11 protein-coding genes are annotated in these 15,392 nt (G+C 71.0%); 8 read left to right on the top strand and 3 right to left on the bottom strand.

The window, feature by feature from the left end; translation table 11 throughout:
• Nucleotides 1-18 precede the first annotated feature (18 nt).
• The 5 genes from MZC64_RS22880 (at nucleotide 19) to MZC64_RS22860 (ending at nucleotide 6,427) form a co-directional block, all read left to right on the top strand.
• Nucleotides 19-1,623, top strand: coding sequence for an amidohydrolase family protein (locus tag MZC64_RS22880; protein ID WP_247758328.1), 1,605 nt, complete (start codon nucleotides 19-21; stop codon nucleotides 1,621-1,623).
• A 29-nt stretch (nucleotides 1,624-1,652) separates the two neighbouring features.
• Nucleotides 1,653-3,053 carry a GntP family permease gene (locus MZC64_RS22875; RefSeq protein ID WP_247758329.1) on the top strand — a complete coding sequence of 467 codons (1,401 nt, stop codon included), beginning with the start codon at nucleotides 1,653-1,655 and terminating at the stop codon, nucleotides 3,051-3,053.
• Nucleotides 3,054-3,106: 53 nt separating this feature from the next.
• Nucleotides 3,107-3,778, top strand: a complete 672-nt coding sequence (locus tag MZC64_RS22870; RefSeq protein WP_247758330.1) for a lipoprotein — start codon at nucleotides 3,107-3,109, stop codon at nucleotides 3,776-3,778.
• A 104-nt stretch (nucleotides 3,779-3,882) separates the two neighbouring features.
• Entirely contained in the window at nucleotides 3,883-5,280 is a 1,398-nt protein-coding gene (locus MZC64_RS22865) for a hypothetical protein (protein ID WP_247758331.1), read from the top strand.
• A gap of 133 nt (nucleotides 5,281-5,413) precedes the next feature.
• Nucleotides 5,414-6,427 carry an alpha/beta hydrolase gene (locus MZC64_RS22860; protein ID WP_247758332.1) on the top strand — a complete coding sequence of 338 codons (1,014 nt, stop codon included), beginning with the start codon at nucleotides 5,414-5,416 and terminating at the stop codon, nucleotides 6,425-6,427.
• Here the strand turns inward: MZC64_RS22860 and mdoH are convergent.
• Nucleotides 6,360-8,111: a glucans biosynthesis glucosyltransferase MdoH gene (gene mdoH / locus MZC64_RS22855; RefSeq protein ID WP_247797736.1), complete on the bottom strand. Its 1,752-nt coding sequence runs from the start codon at nucleotides 8,109-8,111 to the stop codon at nucleotides 6,360-6,362. The genes MZC64_RS22860 and mdoH overlap by 68 nt on opposite strands.
• A 199-nt stretch (nucleotides 8,112-8,310) precedes the next feature.
• Between mdoH and MZC64_RS22850 the strand changes: the two genes are divergently transcribed.
• The 3 genes from MZC64_RS22850 to MZC64_RS22840 are packed head-to-tail and all read left to right on the top strand — an operon-like array spanning nucleotide 8,311 to nucleotide 10,942.
• Nucleotides 8,311-9,147 carry a hypothetical protein gene (locus MZC64_RS22850; RefSeq protein WP_247758334.1) on the top strand — a complete coding sequence of 279 codons (837 nt, stop codon included), beginning with the start codon at nucleotides 8,311-8,313 and terminating at the stop codon, nucleotides 9,145-9,147.
• Nucleotides 9,144-10,286: a sensor histidine kinase gene (locus MZC64_RS22845; protein WP_247758335.1), complete on the top strand. Its 1,143-nt coding sequence runs from the start codon at nucleotides 9,144-9,146 to the stop codon at nucleotides 10,284-10,286. The genes MZC64_RS22850 and MZC64_RS22845 overlap by 4 nt, the downstream gene beginning before the upstream one ends.
• Complete coding sequence (locus MZC64_RS22840; protein ID WP_247758336.1) at nucleotides 10,283-10,942, top strand: response regulator transcription factor; 660 nt, start codon at nucleotides 10,283-10,285, stop codon at nucleotides 10,940-10,942. Before MZC64_RS22845 ends, MZC64_RS22840 begins: the two co-directional genes overlap by 4 nt.
• Nucleotides 10,943-11,062: 120 nt before the next feature.
• Here the strand turns inward: MZC64_RS22840 and uvrA are convergent, their stop codons facing one another.
• Nucleotides 11,063-14,167, bottom strand: coding sequence for an excinuclease ABC subunit UvrA (gene uvrA / locus MZC64_RS22835; RefSeq protein WP_247758337.1), 3,105 nt, complete (start codon nucleotides 14,165-14,167; stop codon nucleotides 11,063-11,065).
• A 362-nt stretch (nucleotides 14,168-14,529) separates the two neighbouring features.
• A complete protein-coding gene (locus tag MZC64_RS22830; RefSeq protein WP_247758338.1) occupies nucleotides 14,530-15,024 on the bottom strand; it encodes a hypothetical protein in 495 nt (164 codons plus the stop codon).
• Between the last annotated feature and the right edge of the window lie 368 nt (nucleotides 15,025-15,392).

The raw sequence follows: 15,392 nt of genomic DNA, 5'->3' as shown, positions 1-15,392 counted from the left end.
TGAGAGGACGGCTCCGCCATGGCCGAACTGGTCTACCGCGGCGCGTTACTGGTGGACGGCACCGGCGGGCACCCCCGCCTGGCCGATGTTTCCGTTGCCGAGGGCCGGATCGCCGAGATCGGCGACCCGGGCACGCTGGGCGGCCGCACGGTCGTCGAGGCCGACGGCCTGGTGCTCACCCCCGGCTTCATCGACATGCACTCGCACTCCGACCTGCAGATCCTGGCCAAGCCCGACCACGAGGCCAAGGTGTGCCAGGGCGTGACCCTGGAGGTGCTCGGCCAGGACGGGCTTTCCTATGCCCCCGTTGACGATGCGGTGCTCGGTCAGCTCCGGCAGCAGCTGGCGGGCTGGAACGACGACCCGGCCGGATTCGACTGGAACTGGCGCAGCGTCGGGGAGTACCTGGACCGCCTGGACACCGGGATCGCGGTCAACGCGGCCTACCTGGTGCCGCAGGGCACGCTGCGGATGCTGTGCGTGGGCTGGGACGACCGCCCGGCCACCGCGGCCGAGATGGACCGGATGAAGACCGTGCTGGCCGAGGGACTCGCGCAGGGCGCGGTGGGCATGTCCTCCGGGCTCACCTACACCCCCGGCATGTACGCGGGCACCGAGGAACTCGTGGAATTGTGCGCGGTGACCGGGCAGCACGGCGGCTATTACAGCCCGCACCACCGCAGTTACGGCGCGGGCGCGGTCGAGGCGTACGCGGAGATGATCGACGTCTCGGTCCGCTCCGGCTGCCCGCTGCACCTGGCGCACGCCACGATGAACTTCCCGGTCAACAAGGGCCGCGCCGGTGAGCTGCTGTCCATGGTGGACAGTGCGATCGCGGACGGCTGCGACATCACCCTGGACACCTACCCGTACCTGCCCGGCGCCACCTACCTGTCCGCGCTGCTGCCCAGCTGGGCCACCGCGGGCGGTCTGGACGCGGCCCTCGGTCGACTGTCCGATGTGGACACCCGGGAGCGGATCAGGGTGGAGCTGGAGGAGATCGGCTCCGACGGCTGCCACGGCGTGCCGGTGGACTGGTCCGCCATCGAGATCAACGGGGTGCGCAAACCCGACCTGCACGGCCACCTGGTCGGGCGCTCGGTGCGGGACAGCGCGGCCAAGGCCGGGATCGCCCCGTCCGAGCTGTACTTCGACACCCTGGTCGCCGAATCCCTTGGCACCTCGTGCTTGATGCACGTGGGGCACGAGGAGAACGTGCAGGCGATCATGCGGCACCCGGCGCACACCGTGGGCAGCGACGGCCTGCTGGTCGGCGACCGCCCGCACCCGCGTGCCTGGGGCACCTTCCCGCGCTACCTGGCCCGCTACGTCCGCGACCTCGGGGTGCTGGGGCTGGCCGACTGCGTGGCGCACATGACCGGTCGCGCCGCCCGGCGGCTGCGGCTGACCGACCGCGGCCTGGTCCGCGAGGGCTTCGCGGCGGACCTGGTGCTCTTCGACGCGGCGGCGGTGCGCGACACCGCCACCTTCGAGTCGCCGAGGACCCGCCCCGAGGGCATTCTGCATGTCGTGGTCAACGGGGTCCCGGTGATCGACGACGGCACGCACACCGGCGCACTGGCCGGTCGTTCCGTGCGCAACACACCAACCGGAACGCGTTAGAAATCCCACCCGCCACTGGGGAGAACCCTTTGCTCACCTGGCTGCAAACGTCGACACCAGGACTGCTGCTGCTGTCCGCGGTCGGCATCGCCGTGCTGCTCACCATGATCATCAAGTTCAAGGTGGAGCCGTTCATCGCCCTGCTGATCGCGGGCGTGCTGGTCGCGCTCGCGGCCGGGGTGTCGATCGAGAGGCTGGTCGGCTCGGCGCAGGCCGCCAAGGAGTCGCTGATCGAGACCGGATTCGGCGGCGTGCTCGGGCACGTCGCCGCGATCATCGGCCTCGGCACGCTGCTCGGCGCGATCCTGGAGGCCTCCGGCGGGGCCGAGGTGCTCACCCGGAAGCTGCTCGGGCTCTTCGGCGAGAACCGCGCGCCGCTGGCCATGGGCCTGGCCGGGTTGATCTTCGGCATCCCGGTGTTCTTCGACATCGGCATCTTCGTGCTCGCCCCGCTGGTCTACGTGGCGGCCAAGCAGAGCGGCAAGTCCATCGTGCTCTACGCGATGCCGCTGCTGGCTGGCCTGTCCGTGATGCACGCCTTCCTGCCGCCGCACCCCGGCCCGGTCGCACTGGCCGGACTGCTCAAGGTGGACCTGGGCTGGCTGATCATCATGGGTCTGGCCTGCGCGATCCCGGCCTGGCTGATCGGTGGCGTGCTCTACTCCAGCTGGATCGGCAAGCGGATCCACATCCCGGTGGCCGAGGAGCTGGTGGCCGCGGGCGCGGCGTTCGCGGACAAGAACAAGGACCGCCGCGAACCCTCGCTCGCCCTGGTGTGCTTCATCATCGGCCTGCCGCTGGTGCTGATCCTGGGCGCCACCTTCGGCAGCGTGTTGCTACCCAAGGGCAACCAGGTGCTCAACGTGCTCACCTTCTTCGGCAACCCGGCGATCGCGCTGACCATCGCGCTGCTGCTGGCACTGTGGCTGCTGGGCACCCGGCGGGGCATGACCGGCAAGGAGATCGGCGACATGACCGGGGCCGCGCTGCGCCCGGTCGGCATGATCCTGCTGGTGATCGGCGCCGGCGGGTTCTTCGGCGCGGTGCTCTCGGCCACCGGCGTGGGCAAGGCCCTGGCCGGCACGCTCTCCGACGCGGGACTGCCGTTCATCGTGCTGTCCTACGTGATCGCCTGCGGGCTGCGGATCGCCCAGGGCTCGGCCACGGTCGCGATCGTCACCACCGCCGGGATCGTGGCGCCGCTGCTCAAGGACGCCGGGTACTCCCAGCCGCAGCTGGCGCTGATCGGCGCGGCCATCGCGGCCGGGTCGATCATCGCCTCGCACGTCAACGACGGCGGGTTCTGGATCGTCTCCAAGTACTTCGGCATCCCCACCAAGGAGACGCTGCAGACCTGGACCGTGTTGGAGACGATCTTGTCCCTGGTCGGCTTCGGGGTGGCCGCGATTCTGAGTGTGCTCATCGGTTGATCGCGGGTTAGGGTCACCCTCAGCAAGCACCTTTGACCTGGGGGAACCTGATCATGAACGTGCGTTTCCGCGCGCCCGCGACCGCTGCCCTGCTCGCCCTGCTGCTCACTGGCTGTGGCGGGCAGGGCGCCGGTCCGGGTGCCCCGACCTCCTCGGCGGGCACCTCGGCCGCGACCTCCTCGGCCGCCGCCCCTACTTCCGCCCTCGGCAAACCGGGTGAACCCTGGTTCGACGATGTGAAGGTGGCCGGGTCCGGCGGCAAGGTCTCCGCGGCCTGCCAGCTGCCGGTCGATTTCGAGCTGGGCAAGCTCTGGGTGGCCAAGACCGTGGCCGAGTCCACCTCCACCGTGATGGGCAAGCAGGGCGACTTCCTGGTGGCCTGCGAGGTCGACGCCAAGCCGGCGGGCAACATCGGCTTCCTGCGGGTCTGGACCAGCAAGTCCACCCTGGACGCGAGCAAGGCCCTGGAGAACTTCATGACCGGGGAGAAGAAGGCCGTCAAGCCGGAGATCCGCACCACCGCGGCGGGTTCGCTGGCCGCGGCCGAGGTGAGCTACCGGCTGCCCGACCCGATCAACGGCGGCGAGCGGTTCCAGCGCGCGCTGGCGGTGTCCACGCCCAAGGGCGCGGTGATCCTGCACCTCGGCGGCATCGACACCGACGAGCACAAGCAGATGCTGCCGGCCTACGTGCTGGCCAGGTCCTCGCTGACGGCGAAGGGCTGATGCTGACGACGAAGGGCTGATCGGGAACTCGAAGGTCAGGGCACCCCAAAGTTTCCGATCCCGCTCTTCCGGTGGCCGCCGGGGGTGCCGCTAGCGTGCTGCGTATGACCCCCGGGGCCGCCACCCTCCGCATCGCCGACCCGGACCGGCGGCCCAGGCAACTCGGTCCCCGGGTCATCACCGCGGTGGTACTGGCCAGCATCGCCGGGCTGATCGGCCTGATCGGCCCGGAAGCCCGGCACCTGACCGACCTGTCCACCCGGCCCACGCTGGAGCTGCACTTCAGCCAGCTGGTCACCACGGTGGCCGGGGTGATCGGCATCGCCGCCGGACTCTGCCTGATCCGGCGCTGGCCCTGGCTGCTGCTGGCCGGGGTGCTGGCCGGGCTGCCCGCCGCGGTGGTGCGGATCTGGCCGACCCTGCTGCACGAGACCAGCTGGCCGGACCAGTACGCGGCAGGCCAGGTCGGGCTGATCGACACGCTCACCGCCAGCGGCACCATGGGCGGCTCACTGCTGATCGCGGGCATCCTGGGCGCGGCCCAGCACCTGGCCCGCTCCGGCGCGCGGGCCGCGGCGGCCGCGGTGGTCTCGGCGATGATCGGCGCGGAGCTGTTCAGCCGGATCCTGTTCGGCCGCCCGGCCCCGGTGCCCGGCCCACCGCCGCCGGATGGCGCGGTGGCGCTGCTGACCGCGCTCGGCCTGATCGGCGCGGTGCTCGCGGTGCTGGCGGTGACCACCGGGCGGCTGCGCGAGCCCGCCGAGTACCCACCGGACCGCCGGATGCTCAGACTCGGCCTCTACGCCAGCCCGCTTCCGTTGCTGCCCAAGCTGATCAGCTCGTTCTTCCCGGCCGGACCGAAGTCGATGGCCGAGGTCGGCGTGGCCGCCTCGATCACCCTGGCGGCCACCATCGCGGTGGGCGTGGCGGCCGGAATCGGTGTGCTGGGCATCGCGATCCTGGTCACCGCGGCCTCGCTGGCCTCCAGCGCGCCACTGGTCGGGGCCTACTCCGCGATGACCATGGCGGCCACCCCGATCCTGCCGATCGCGGCCACCGGACTGGTGCTGGGCATCGCGGCCGCCACCGTGCGCCGCAGACTGTTCAGCGGCGCGGTGATCTGCCTGCTGCTGGCCACCGGCACGGTGCTCGCGCACGAACTGGCGGGTGGCAGTGTGCGTGCCCTGCTCATCATGGCCGAACGCCTGCCGGCCGGGCTGATCATGATCCTGGTGATCGTCGCGGTGATCCTGGCCGCGGGCGCGGTGGCCCCGCTGCTGGCCGACCGGGGCGCGCTGCCGCTGGCGCTGGGTCCGCTGTTCACCGGGCTCGCGCTGGCCGGGCAGGAACTCATGTACTTCAGCGGAATGAACAGCTCCGGCTCGACCGTGCTCGGCTTCCTCTACGGCCCGCAACCCATCTTGCTGGCCGGCGTGCTGATGGGCCTGGCCGGATTCCTGTTGCTGCACCGGGGAATCGTGGAGCAGCGCCGCGCCCGCTGAGCCCCGGACGCGAAACGATCACATCGTGGTGTCGGACCGGGTCAGCACCCGTTCGGCCGAACCCAGCCCTCCGGCGACCCCTCGACCATGGCTGCGCGCAAGTCGTTCCCGTTTGTCGAGACCCGGAGGTCCCATGCGTCAACGGTCGGTCCTGACCCGCTTGCTGGGTCTGGTTTTCACCGTTCTGCTGGCCCAGCTCCTCGTCCCCTCAACCGCGTCCGCCACAACCGATCCGGTCTGTCAGCCCATCGACCAGAGCGTCACGGTGCTGCTTACCCAGCACCACATGCGCGGCACCCTGTGCACCCCGGCCGGCGCCACCAAGGTGCTGGTGATGGTGCCCGGCGGCACCTACAACCACGCCTACTGGGACTTCCCGTACCAGGAGGGCACCTACAACTTCCGCAAGGCGATGAACGCCGCCGGCTACGCCACCGCGGTGGTGGACCGGCTGGGCAGCGGGGACAGCTCGCGGCCGCCGAGCATCCTGGTCACCGCGCTGATGCAGGCCCAGGCCGTGCACAAGGTGATCCAGACCCTGCGCGGTTCCTTCGCCAAGGTCGTCCTCATCGGACACTCGATCGGCTCGGCGATCTCAGTGCTGGAGGCGGGCACCCACCGGGACGTGGACGGGGTGGTGCTCACCGGCATGACGCACCAGCCGAACCTGCTCAACCTGGCCACCGCGCTCGCCGAGATCCACCCGGCCATGCTCGACCCGCAGCTCTCCGGCGGCGGCTACGACCCGACCTACCTGACCAGCAAACCCAACAAGCGCGGGCTGCTCTTCCACGATCCCGGGGTGGTCGATCCCGGCATGCTGGCGGTGGACGAACAGACCAAGGACGTGCTCAGCGCACTGGAAACGGCCGATTCCCTCGGCGTCGGCATCATCCCGCCGTACTCGGCGCTGATCAACGCGCCGGTGCTGCTGGCCGTCGGCGGCTCGGACAAGCTGTTCTGCGGCACCGGCGCCACCAACTGCGCCAGCGCGACCACCGTGCTCAACACGGAAAGCGCTTACTACTCGCATGCGCCCACCGTGTCGGCCTACGTCGCGCCAGGCGTGGGCCACGACCTCAACCTGCACCCCTCGGCGCCACAGCTCCAGCAGGCGGTGCTGAACTGGTTGAGCACGCACGTCTGACCCGGTAACCCACGCGGAGCACGGCGGCCCGGCGCAACACCGGGCCGGGCCGCCGCTCCAATTCGGTGCCCAGCAAGAAAGTCCGCCTGCTCCGCCGTCCGGTCATCGCCGACAATCCGGCCGCGCCCAGCCACGCGGCCAGCACCGGCACCAGCCACCCGGTCAGCAACGCCGGGTACACCGCGCACAGTGCGGCGACCCCGGCCCCCGTGCCCAGCTCCACCCGGTGGAACCACAGCAGGCGGCGGAACGGGATCGGCGCCCCGTCCCGGTCCGGCTGCGGCCATCCGGTGTCCCGCCCGGCCAGCAACGCCACGATGAACCTGGTGTGCAGCAACACCAATACCGGCCACACCAGCACCGAGGTCACCAGTTCGGTCAGCGCGCCCAGCAGCAACCGCCCCGCCGGCCAGCTGCCGCGCCGCCGGGTCAGCAGCACGCCGAGCACCCCGAGCAGCCGCATCACCAGCCACACCGCGACAAACCCGAGCACCAGCGCGCCGGCCCGCGGTGGCGCGGCGAACAGGTGCGCGGCCACGAACAGCAGCCACAGCGGCGCGGCCAGGTACTGCAACACACCCCGCGCCAGGTGCAACCGGCTGGTGAGCGTGAGGCCAGGCCAGCAGATCACCCGCAGGTGCTGCAGATTTCCCTGGCACCACCGGCGATCCCGGCGCGCGTACTCCACGATCGTCGGCGGCGCGGACTCGTAGCTGCCACCCAGTTCCGGCGCCGACCACACCTCCCAGCCCGCCCGCCGCAACAGCGCGGCCTCCACGAAATCGTGGCTGAGGATCTCGCCGCCGAACGGCGGCCCGCCCGGCAACTCCGGCAACCGGCAGTGCGCCCGGAACGGCGCGATCCGGATGATCGCGTTGTGCCCGTGGTAGTTCGCGTTCCCGCGCTGCCAGACCCGGTTGCCCCAGGCGCAGATCGGCCCGTACACCGCGGCCGCGAACTGCTGCAGCCGCGCGAACACGGTCCGCCCGCCCACCGGCGCGCCCGGCACCTCGATCAGTCCGGCCGCCGGGTTGGCGTCCATCAGGCCGACCAGCTGCCGCAGGGTCGCCCCGGACATCACGCTGTCCGCGTCCAGCACCACCAGGTAGTCGTAGTCATCGCCCCACACCGCGCAGAACTCCTGCACGTTCGCCGCCTTGCGCCCCGGCCCGCCGCGCACCCGGTACCGCACCCAGTCCCCGACCCGGTGCCAGGCCTGCCGTTCCGCCGCCAGCTGGGCCGGATCCCGCGAGTTGCTGATCACGAAGAAGTCCGCGACCAGCTCCCCCGCCGCCGATTCGGCCACCGCCCGCAGATTCCCGAACACCAGCCCCGGCTCCTCATCGCACACCGGGAACAACACCGCCGTCCGGCTCCCCCGCCCCGGCTCGACCCTGGCGGGCGCGAGCGCCGACGGCGGCCGGCCGCGCAGCAACGCGCAGAACCCGAGCACCCCGGTCACCACGAACAGCGAGACGTTCAGGCACAACACCAGGAACACCAGCGCCAGCCCCACCCGAAGTCCACTGTGGACACTGGAGCCGAGCTGCCACCAGAACACCCCGGTACCCGCCAGCGCCAGCACCAGCGCCGCCACCGGCACACTCCCCCTGGCCCGCGCCGCGCGGCGGATCGCCGGGACCGAACGCGAACGTGCCTGGGCAGCGGGCAGGCCAAGGATCATGACCACCATCGTCGAACGGCGGCCGGACGCCCGCGCCCCGGCGCAACCCGGGTTCACCCGGCCCAGATCCAAACCACCAATGCGGGGACATTCTCCGATCGCGCAGCGTGCCGGTTCCGCCCGAATAGGCCGCGCGACCGACCCGGACTGGCCACCCGCCAGACGCGCCGTCACCATGCCCGCCGCCAGGGTCGGTCCCATGACACCCAGCCCACTCACCCGCCCGGCCCTCGCGGCCCTCGCGCTCGCGCTCACCGGGTCGCTGCTCCGGCCCCTGCTACCCGGAAGCCAGTCCTACCAACAGGTCTTTGTGCCCGGCTGGCTGGTCCCGGCCGCCGCGGCGCTCGGCGCGCTCGCCCTGTTCGGCCGCTTCCGCACCCTCACCGGCGCACTCAGCTGCGTGCTGCTGCTGTGGGCGGGCTCGGGCCTGCCCCTGGACGGCTTCCGGATGTTCTTCTGGGCCACCGGCATCCCCGCGGGCGACTTCGCCCTGGTCGACTGGCCGGGTGTGCTCAGCCGAGGCACCGCCCTGCTCGCCTTGGGCACCCTGCTACTGGCCCTGCTCCGCACCCGCCGCACCGAGCCGGGCGACCAGCGTCGGCTCGGCCACGCCGCGCTCGCCCTGGCCATGCCCTACCCGGCGCTGAAGCTGTACTGGTCTCTGGGCGGCACCCTCGCCCTGCCCGCCGACGGCACCAACACCGTCCCGCTCGGCGAGGTCCTCGCCTTCGCCGCCGCGGCGGCCCTCGGCCACGCCCTGGTCCAGCCCTGGGGCCACCGCCTCCCCCGCCCCCTGCTGCTGCTCGGCGGCGCCCTGGCCGCCGCCACCCTGATCAGCCAGGGCTCCATGCCGATCTTCGCCGCCCTGTCCACGGCCCTCGGCGGCCCCGCCCTGCCCTTCGACACCGGCAGCCCGGCGGCGCTGATCGTGCTGGCGGTCTACCTGAGCTGGGTGCTGCTCGGCGTCGTCCTCGGCGCGGCCACTCTCGGCTTCACCGACCGCACCCGCACCCCGCGCTCTACGGTGCTGACATGAGCCAGCGGCGGACATGGCGTCCCGAGGCATTGGCGCGGCTGCGCCCCGGGGTGTCCGACGCGCTGCTCGCCGCGACGCTGTCCGCGGTGCTCGGCGGCCTGTCCGCTCCGGTCGCGCTCATCACCCAGCCTCACTCGACGGCGATCCCACTGCTGGTCGCGCTGTTCGTCGCCCACCTCGCCCTGGCCGCCCGCCGCACCCGGCCGCTACCCGCGTTCCTGCTGGTCAGCCTCGCCATCGGCGCGGCGCTGCTGATCTCCGCCTTCGCTCTGTTCCTGCCGTCCACACTGGTGTTCCCGATCGCGCTCTACTCGGCCTGCGCGCACGGCCGCGGCCGCACCCCGGCCATCGCCCTGGCCGCCGGGGTCGTGCTGGCCCTGGCGGCAACCGCGGCCTTCGCCGGATCGCCGCAGATCCAGGCGGCGAACGCCCCCGTGCCGACCCTGCTGCTGGCCGGCGGGCTGCTCGCGGTGGTGCTCGCCGCGTGGAGCCTGGGTCTGGCGCACCGGACCCGGCTGGCAAGCCTGGCCGAGCACTCCCGGCAGGAGGAGCGGGCCCGGATCACGGCCGAGATGCACGACGTCATCGCGCACTCCCTCGCGGTGATCGTGAGCCAGGCCAAGGGCGGCCGGTACGCGCCGGAGCTGGCCGGTGCGTCGCTGCAGGTGGTCGAGGACACCGCCCGAGCCGCGCTGACCGACATGCGCGGACTGCTCGGCGTGCTGCGCACGGACCACCCCGGCGCGACGGCGGACCGGCGGCCGCAACCCGGGCTCACCGACCTGCCGGACCTGGTGACCAGGGTCCGCGCCACCGGCCTCACGGTCCGCCTCACCGAGCACGGGGACCGCCACGCGCTGGGCGCCACCACCGAACTCGCCGCCTACCGGGTGGTCCAGGAAGCGCTGACCAACACCCTGCGGCACGCCGGCGCGAAGGCGGCCGTGGTCTACCTGACCTGGTCCGCCGTCGGCCTCACCGTGACAGTGATCGATGATGGGGCCGGGCCGAACGGGACGGAGGGACACGGGTTGAGCGGGATGCGCGCGCGAACCGAAGCCGTGGGCGGCAGGCTGACCACCGGACCGGGACCGGACGGCGGGTTCCTGGTGAGCGCCTGGCTGCCGGTGCGGCCTTGACCATCCGGGTGGTGGTGGTCGACGACCAGGACCTGGTCCGCACCGGCTGTGTGCTGGTGGTCCGGTCCCAGCCGGACCTGCGGGTGGTCGGCGAGGCCGCCGACGGTTTCGAGGCCCTGGACGTCCTCGCCACCACCCCGGCCGATGTGGTGCTGATGGACGTCCGGATGCCCCGCCTGGACGGCGTCGAGGCCACCCGCCGGCTCCTGGCCCGCCCCGGCCCAGCCCCCAAGGTGATCATGCTGACCACCTTCGACCTGGACGAACACGCCTTCGCCGCCCTGCGCGCCGGGGCCAGCGGCTTCCTGCTCAAGGACGGCACCGCCGAGGAGATGCTGACCGCGATCCGCACCGTGCACCAGGGCGAGGCGGTGATCGCCCCCTCCACCACCCGCAGGCTGCTCGACCACATCGCCCCCGACCTGCCCGGCCCGGCCACCGCCGATCCGGCCGCCGCGCTGACCAGCCGCGAACGCGAGGTGCTGCTCTGGCTGGCCCGCGGCGCCGCCAACGCGGAGATCGCCGCCGGCCTGTTCCTGTCCGAGGGCACGGTGAAGATCCACGTCAGCCGCGTGCTGGCCAAACTGGGCCTGTGCGACCGCGTGCACGCGGTGATCTGGGCCTACGAACACCGCCTGATCCGCCCCGGCAGCTAACCCACCAGCGTCGAGTTGGCCAAAGTCGTACGCCCAGTTGGCCCAACTGGGCATCCCACTTGGCCCAACTCGACGGCAGCCGCCGGGCCGGTCGGTCGGATCGGCCCGGCGGGTATGCCGTCAGCGTGCGCCGGCCTTGGCCTTCGTCTTGGCGCCGTTCTTGGCCGCCGCACCATTCTTTGCCGCCGTGCCGTTCTTGGCGGCGGCCGTCTTGGCGGCGCCCGCCGTCTTCGCCGCGTCCTTGCCGGAGGACTTCGCCGGAGCGGCGTCCTTGCCGGTGGACTTCGCCGGAGTCGTCGCCTTGGCGCCGTTGGTCTTGGCCTTGCCGTTGGTGGCGGCCCTCGGCTCGGCACGCACCTCGCCTGCCTGCTTGGCCAGCAGCGTGGCGAGGAACTGGCCGGTGTAGCTCTCGGGCACGTCCACCACGTCCTCCGGCGTGCCGGTGGCCACCACCATGCCGCCGCCCGAACCGCCTTCCGGACCCATGTCGATCAGCCAGTCCGAGGTCTTGATCACGTCGAGGTTGTGCTCGATCACGATCACCGTGTTGCCCTTGTCCACCAGGCCGTTGATCACCAGCAGCAGCTTGCGGATGTCCTCGAAGTGCAGACCGGTGGTCGGCTCGTCCAGGATGTAGACCGTCTTGCCGGTGGAGCGCTTTTGCAGCTCGCTGGCCAGCTTCACCCGCTGCGCCTCACCACCGGAGAGGGTCGGCGCGGGCTGCCCCAGCCGCACGTACCCCAGCCCGACGTCGACCAGCGTGCGCAGGTGCCGGTAGATCGCGTTCACCGGCTCGAAGAAGCCCGCGGCCTCCTCGATCGGCATGTCCAGCACCTCGGCGATGGTCTTGCCCTTGTAGTGCACCTCCAGGGTCTCCCGGTTGTACCGGGCGCCCTTGCACACCTCGCACGGCACGTACACGTCCGGCAGGAAGTTCATCTCGATCTTGATGGTGCCGTCGCCCGCGCACGCCTCGCAGCGGCCGCCCTTGACGTTGAAGGAGAACCGGCCCGGCTGGTAGCCGCGCACCTTCGCCTCGGTGGTGGCCGCGAACAGCTTGCGGACGTGGTCGAACACCCCGGTGTAGGTGGCCGCGTTGGACCGAGGGGTGCGCCCGATCGGCGACTGGTCCACCCGCACCAGCTTGTCCACGTGCTCCAGCCCGGTGACCCGGGTGTGCCGCCCCGGCACCTGCCGCGCGCCGTTGAGCTTGTTCGCCAGCACGGTCGCCAGGATGTCGTTGACCAGCGTCGACTTGCCCGACCCTGACACCCCGGTGACCGAGACCAGGCAGCCCAGCGGGAAGTCCACGTCGATGCCGCGCAGGTTGTGCTCGCGCGCGCCGACCACGGTCAGCTGCCGCCGGTTGTCCACCGGCCGCCGCAGCGCGGGCATCGGGATCTCCCTGGCCCCGGACAGGTACTGCCCGGTGACCGAGCGCGGGTTGGTCAGCAGCTGCTCGTACGGCCCGCTGTGCACCACCTGACCACCGTGCTCACCCGCGCCGGGGCCGATGTCGACCACCCAGTCCGAGGTGCGGATGGTGTCCTCGTCGTGCTCGACCACGATCAGCGTGTTGCCCAGGTCGCGCAGCCTGGTCAGCGTCTCGATCAGCCGGTGGTTGTCCCGCTGGTGCAGCCCGATGGACGGCTCGTCCAGCACGTACAGCACACCGACCAGCCCGGACCCGATCTGGGTGGCCAGCCGGATGCGCTGCGCCTCACCGCCGGAGAGCGTGCCAGAGGCCCGGTCCAGCGACAGGTAGTCCAGGCCCACGTCGAGCAGGAACCCGAGCCGGGCCTGCACCTCCTTGAGCACCGCGGCGGCGATCATCTTCTGCCGCCGGTCCAGCTGCAGCCCGTTGAGGAAGTCGGCGCAGTCGCGCACGCTCATCGCGCAGACGTCCGCGATGGACTTGTCGCCCTGGCTGCGGTGGCCGAGGGTGACCGCGAGGATCTCCGGCTTGAGGCGGGTGCCGCGGCAGGCCGGGCACGGCACCTCCCGCATGTAGCCCTCGTACTTCTCCCGCATGTAGTCGGACTCGGTCTGCTCCTGCCGCCGTTCCAGGAACGGGATCACGCCCTCGAAGTTGGCGTAGTAGGAGCGCTCGCGGCCGTACTTGTTGCGGTAGCGGACATGCACCTGCTTGTCGACGCCGTGCAGCACCGCCTTCTGCGCGGCCGAGGACAGCCGCTTCCACGGCGCGTCGATCCGGAAGCCGATGGTCTCGGCCAGCGATTCCAGCAGCCGCCCGTAGTACTCGGCGGCCTGCCCGCTGGCCCACGGCGCCACCGCGCCCTCGGCCAGGGACAGCTCGTCGTCCGGCACGACCAGCTCCGGGTCAACCTCCTTGCGCACGCCGATGCCGGTGCAGTCCGGGCAGGCGCCGTAGGGCGAGTTGAACGAGAACGACCGCGGCTCCAGGTCGTCCACGGCCAGCGGGTGCGCGTTCGGACAGGCCAGGTGCTCGGAGAAGCGGCGCTCGCGGTGCGGGTCGTCCTCGGGCTTGTCCACGAACTCCAGCACGACCAGCCCGTCAGCCAGCCGCAACGCGGTCTCCACCGAGTCGGTGAGCCGCTGCTTGGCGTTGGACTTCACCGCGAGCCGGTCGATGACCACCGCGATGTCGTGCTTCTCCTGCTTCTTCAGCTTCGGCGGCTCGGCCAGCGAGTGCACCGTGCCGTCCACCCTGGCCCGCGAGTAACCCTGGGACTGCAACTGCTCGAACAGGTCGACGAACTCACCCTTGCGACCACGCACGATCGGCGCCAGCACCTGGAACCGCTCGCCCTCGCCCATGGCCAGCACCTGGTCCACGATCTGCTGCGGACTCTGTTTGCTGATCAGCTCGCCACAGACCGGGCAGTGCGGCTTGCCCGCGCGCGCGTAGAGCAGCCGCAGGTAGTCGTAGACCTCGGTGATGGTGCCGACCGTGGAGCGCGGGTTGCGGCTGGTGGACTTCTGGTCGATGGACACCGCGGGCGAGAGGCCCTCGATGAAGTCGACGTCCGGCTTGTCCATCTGGCCGAGGAACTGCCGGGCATAGGCCGAGAGCGACTCGACGTACCGGCGCTGGCCCTCGGCGAAGATCGTGTCGAAGGCCAGGCTCGACTTACCGGAGCCCGAAAGCCCGGTGAACACGATCATGCTGTCGCGCGGCAGGTCGATATCGACTCCGCGGAGGTTGTGCTCGCGTGCGCCACGAACGACGAGACGGTCGGCCACTGAGGTGGAGTCCCTTCACAAGGGTCTTGCGGTCTAGGGCAGGGCTGGAGCCACCATGCTAAGACGACCCACCGACATTCGTTCGCGCAGGTGTTCGACTGGCCGTACTGGTGAGATCTCCCCAGACAACAGATCTGTCGTCCGCAGTCCTGCTCTCACCCAGTCGGGTAACCGCTGGTGAGCCCCTCGCCCGTGGCGAGGAACCGGTGGTTCAGCAAGGCGGCCACGGTGACTGAAAACGTTATCTCCGCACTGGCACCGCCATCCACGGTACCGGACTCCCCGTCCCACGGACCGAGAGCGATTCGCCCGCGCCCTCCCCTGGCCGAGCTGGCCACACCGCGGCCCAGGTGCACGACGTTCTACGGCATGGGAACCATCGACCGGTCCGGCCGGATCGCCAACCGCGCGGTCGGCGATCCGGCCGGACCCTGCGGCGGCGGTGCCGGGGCGGGCCTCGGCGGCGTCGGAGTGCGGACCGTGGCGCCTGCGGCCAGAACCAACGCCCGGCTCAGCTGGGTCTGCATCTCGTCGAGCTGGCGCGTCAGCCGATGTTGCTGATCGCTGAGGTGCCGTCCCAGCTGGTTGATCGCGTCCACGACCCTGCCGACGGGGAACGGGTGATCATCGTGTGGGCGTTCGCGCTCCATCCGACCAGTTGCCAGTCCCCGCTCGTAGGCGTCCCGGGCCGCCTGCATGTCGATCTGCTCCCGGGTTCGGCGAGCAGCTCGATCGGTGTGCACGGCCCGCCAGAGCAGCACCGCCGCGGCGGCGAGCAGGACCAGGCCGATCATGGTGCCGATCAGCACGGCGGCAATCGATCCCGGCGACATGGGCGGGTACAGCTGGTTGTCCATGACCTTCTCCTCCGCGTAAGGCGAGTGGCTCTCCGGCGTGGAACGCCATGACAGCGCAGGTAACGCGGTCTAGTCCCAGGTACAACCACGAAACGGCGACCTTGACGTGATCATCTCAGTGAGCAATCCGTCCTTCGTTGATCTCGCTGGACCAGGTTAAGCAGAGACCCTGCCTACTCTCCGGAAAATAGTCCATTTGGCGGAGTAGTGCCCTTGGTGGACTCGTTACGGTGCCAACTAGGCGCCTCAAAAGCGCCGGGGGAACAACAACATAATAAGGGGGGAAGTATATGACATCGTCCGCACCTAGACGAATGTCTATCATTGCTGCTGCGTGCGCGTCGGCCCTCGCACTGGGCTTGCAAGGC

Origin of the sequence: Crossiella sp. S99.2 (assembly GCF_023094165.1) — a bacterium.
Classification (GTDB): Bacteria; Actinomycetota; Actinomycetes; order Mycobacteriales; family Pseudonocardiaceae; genus Crossiella.
Note: the sequence above shows the minus strand (reverse complement) of the source record. Positions and strands in the feature narration are given on the sequence as shown.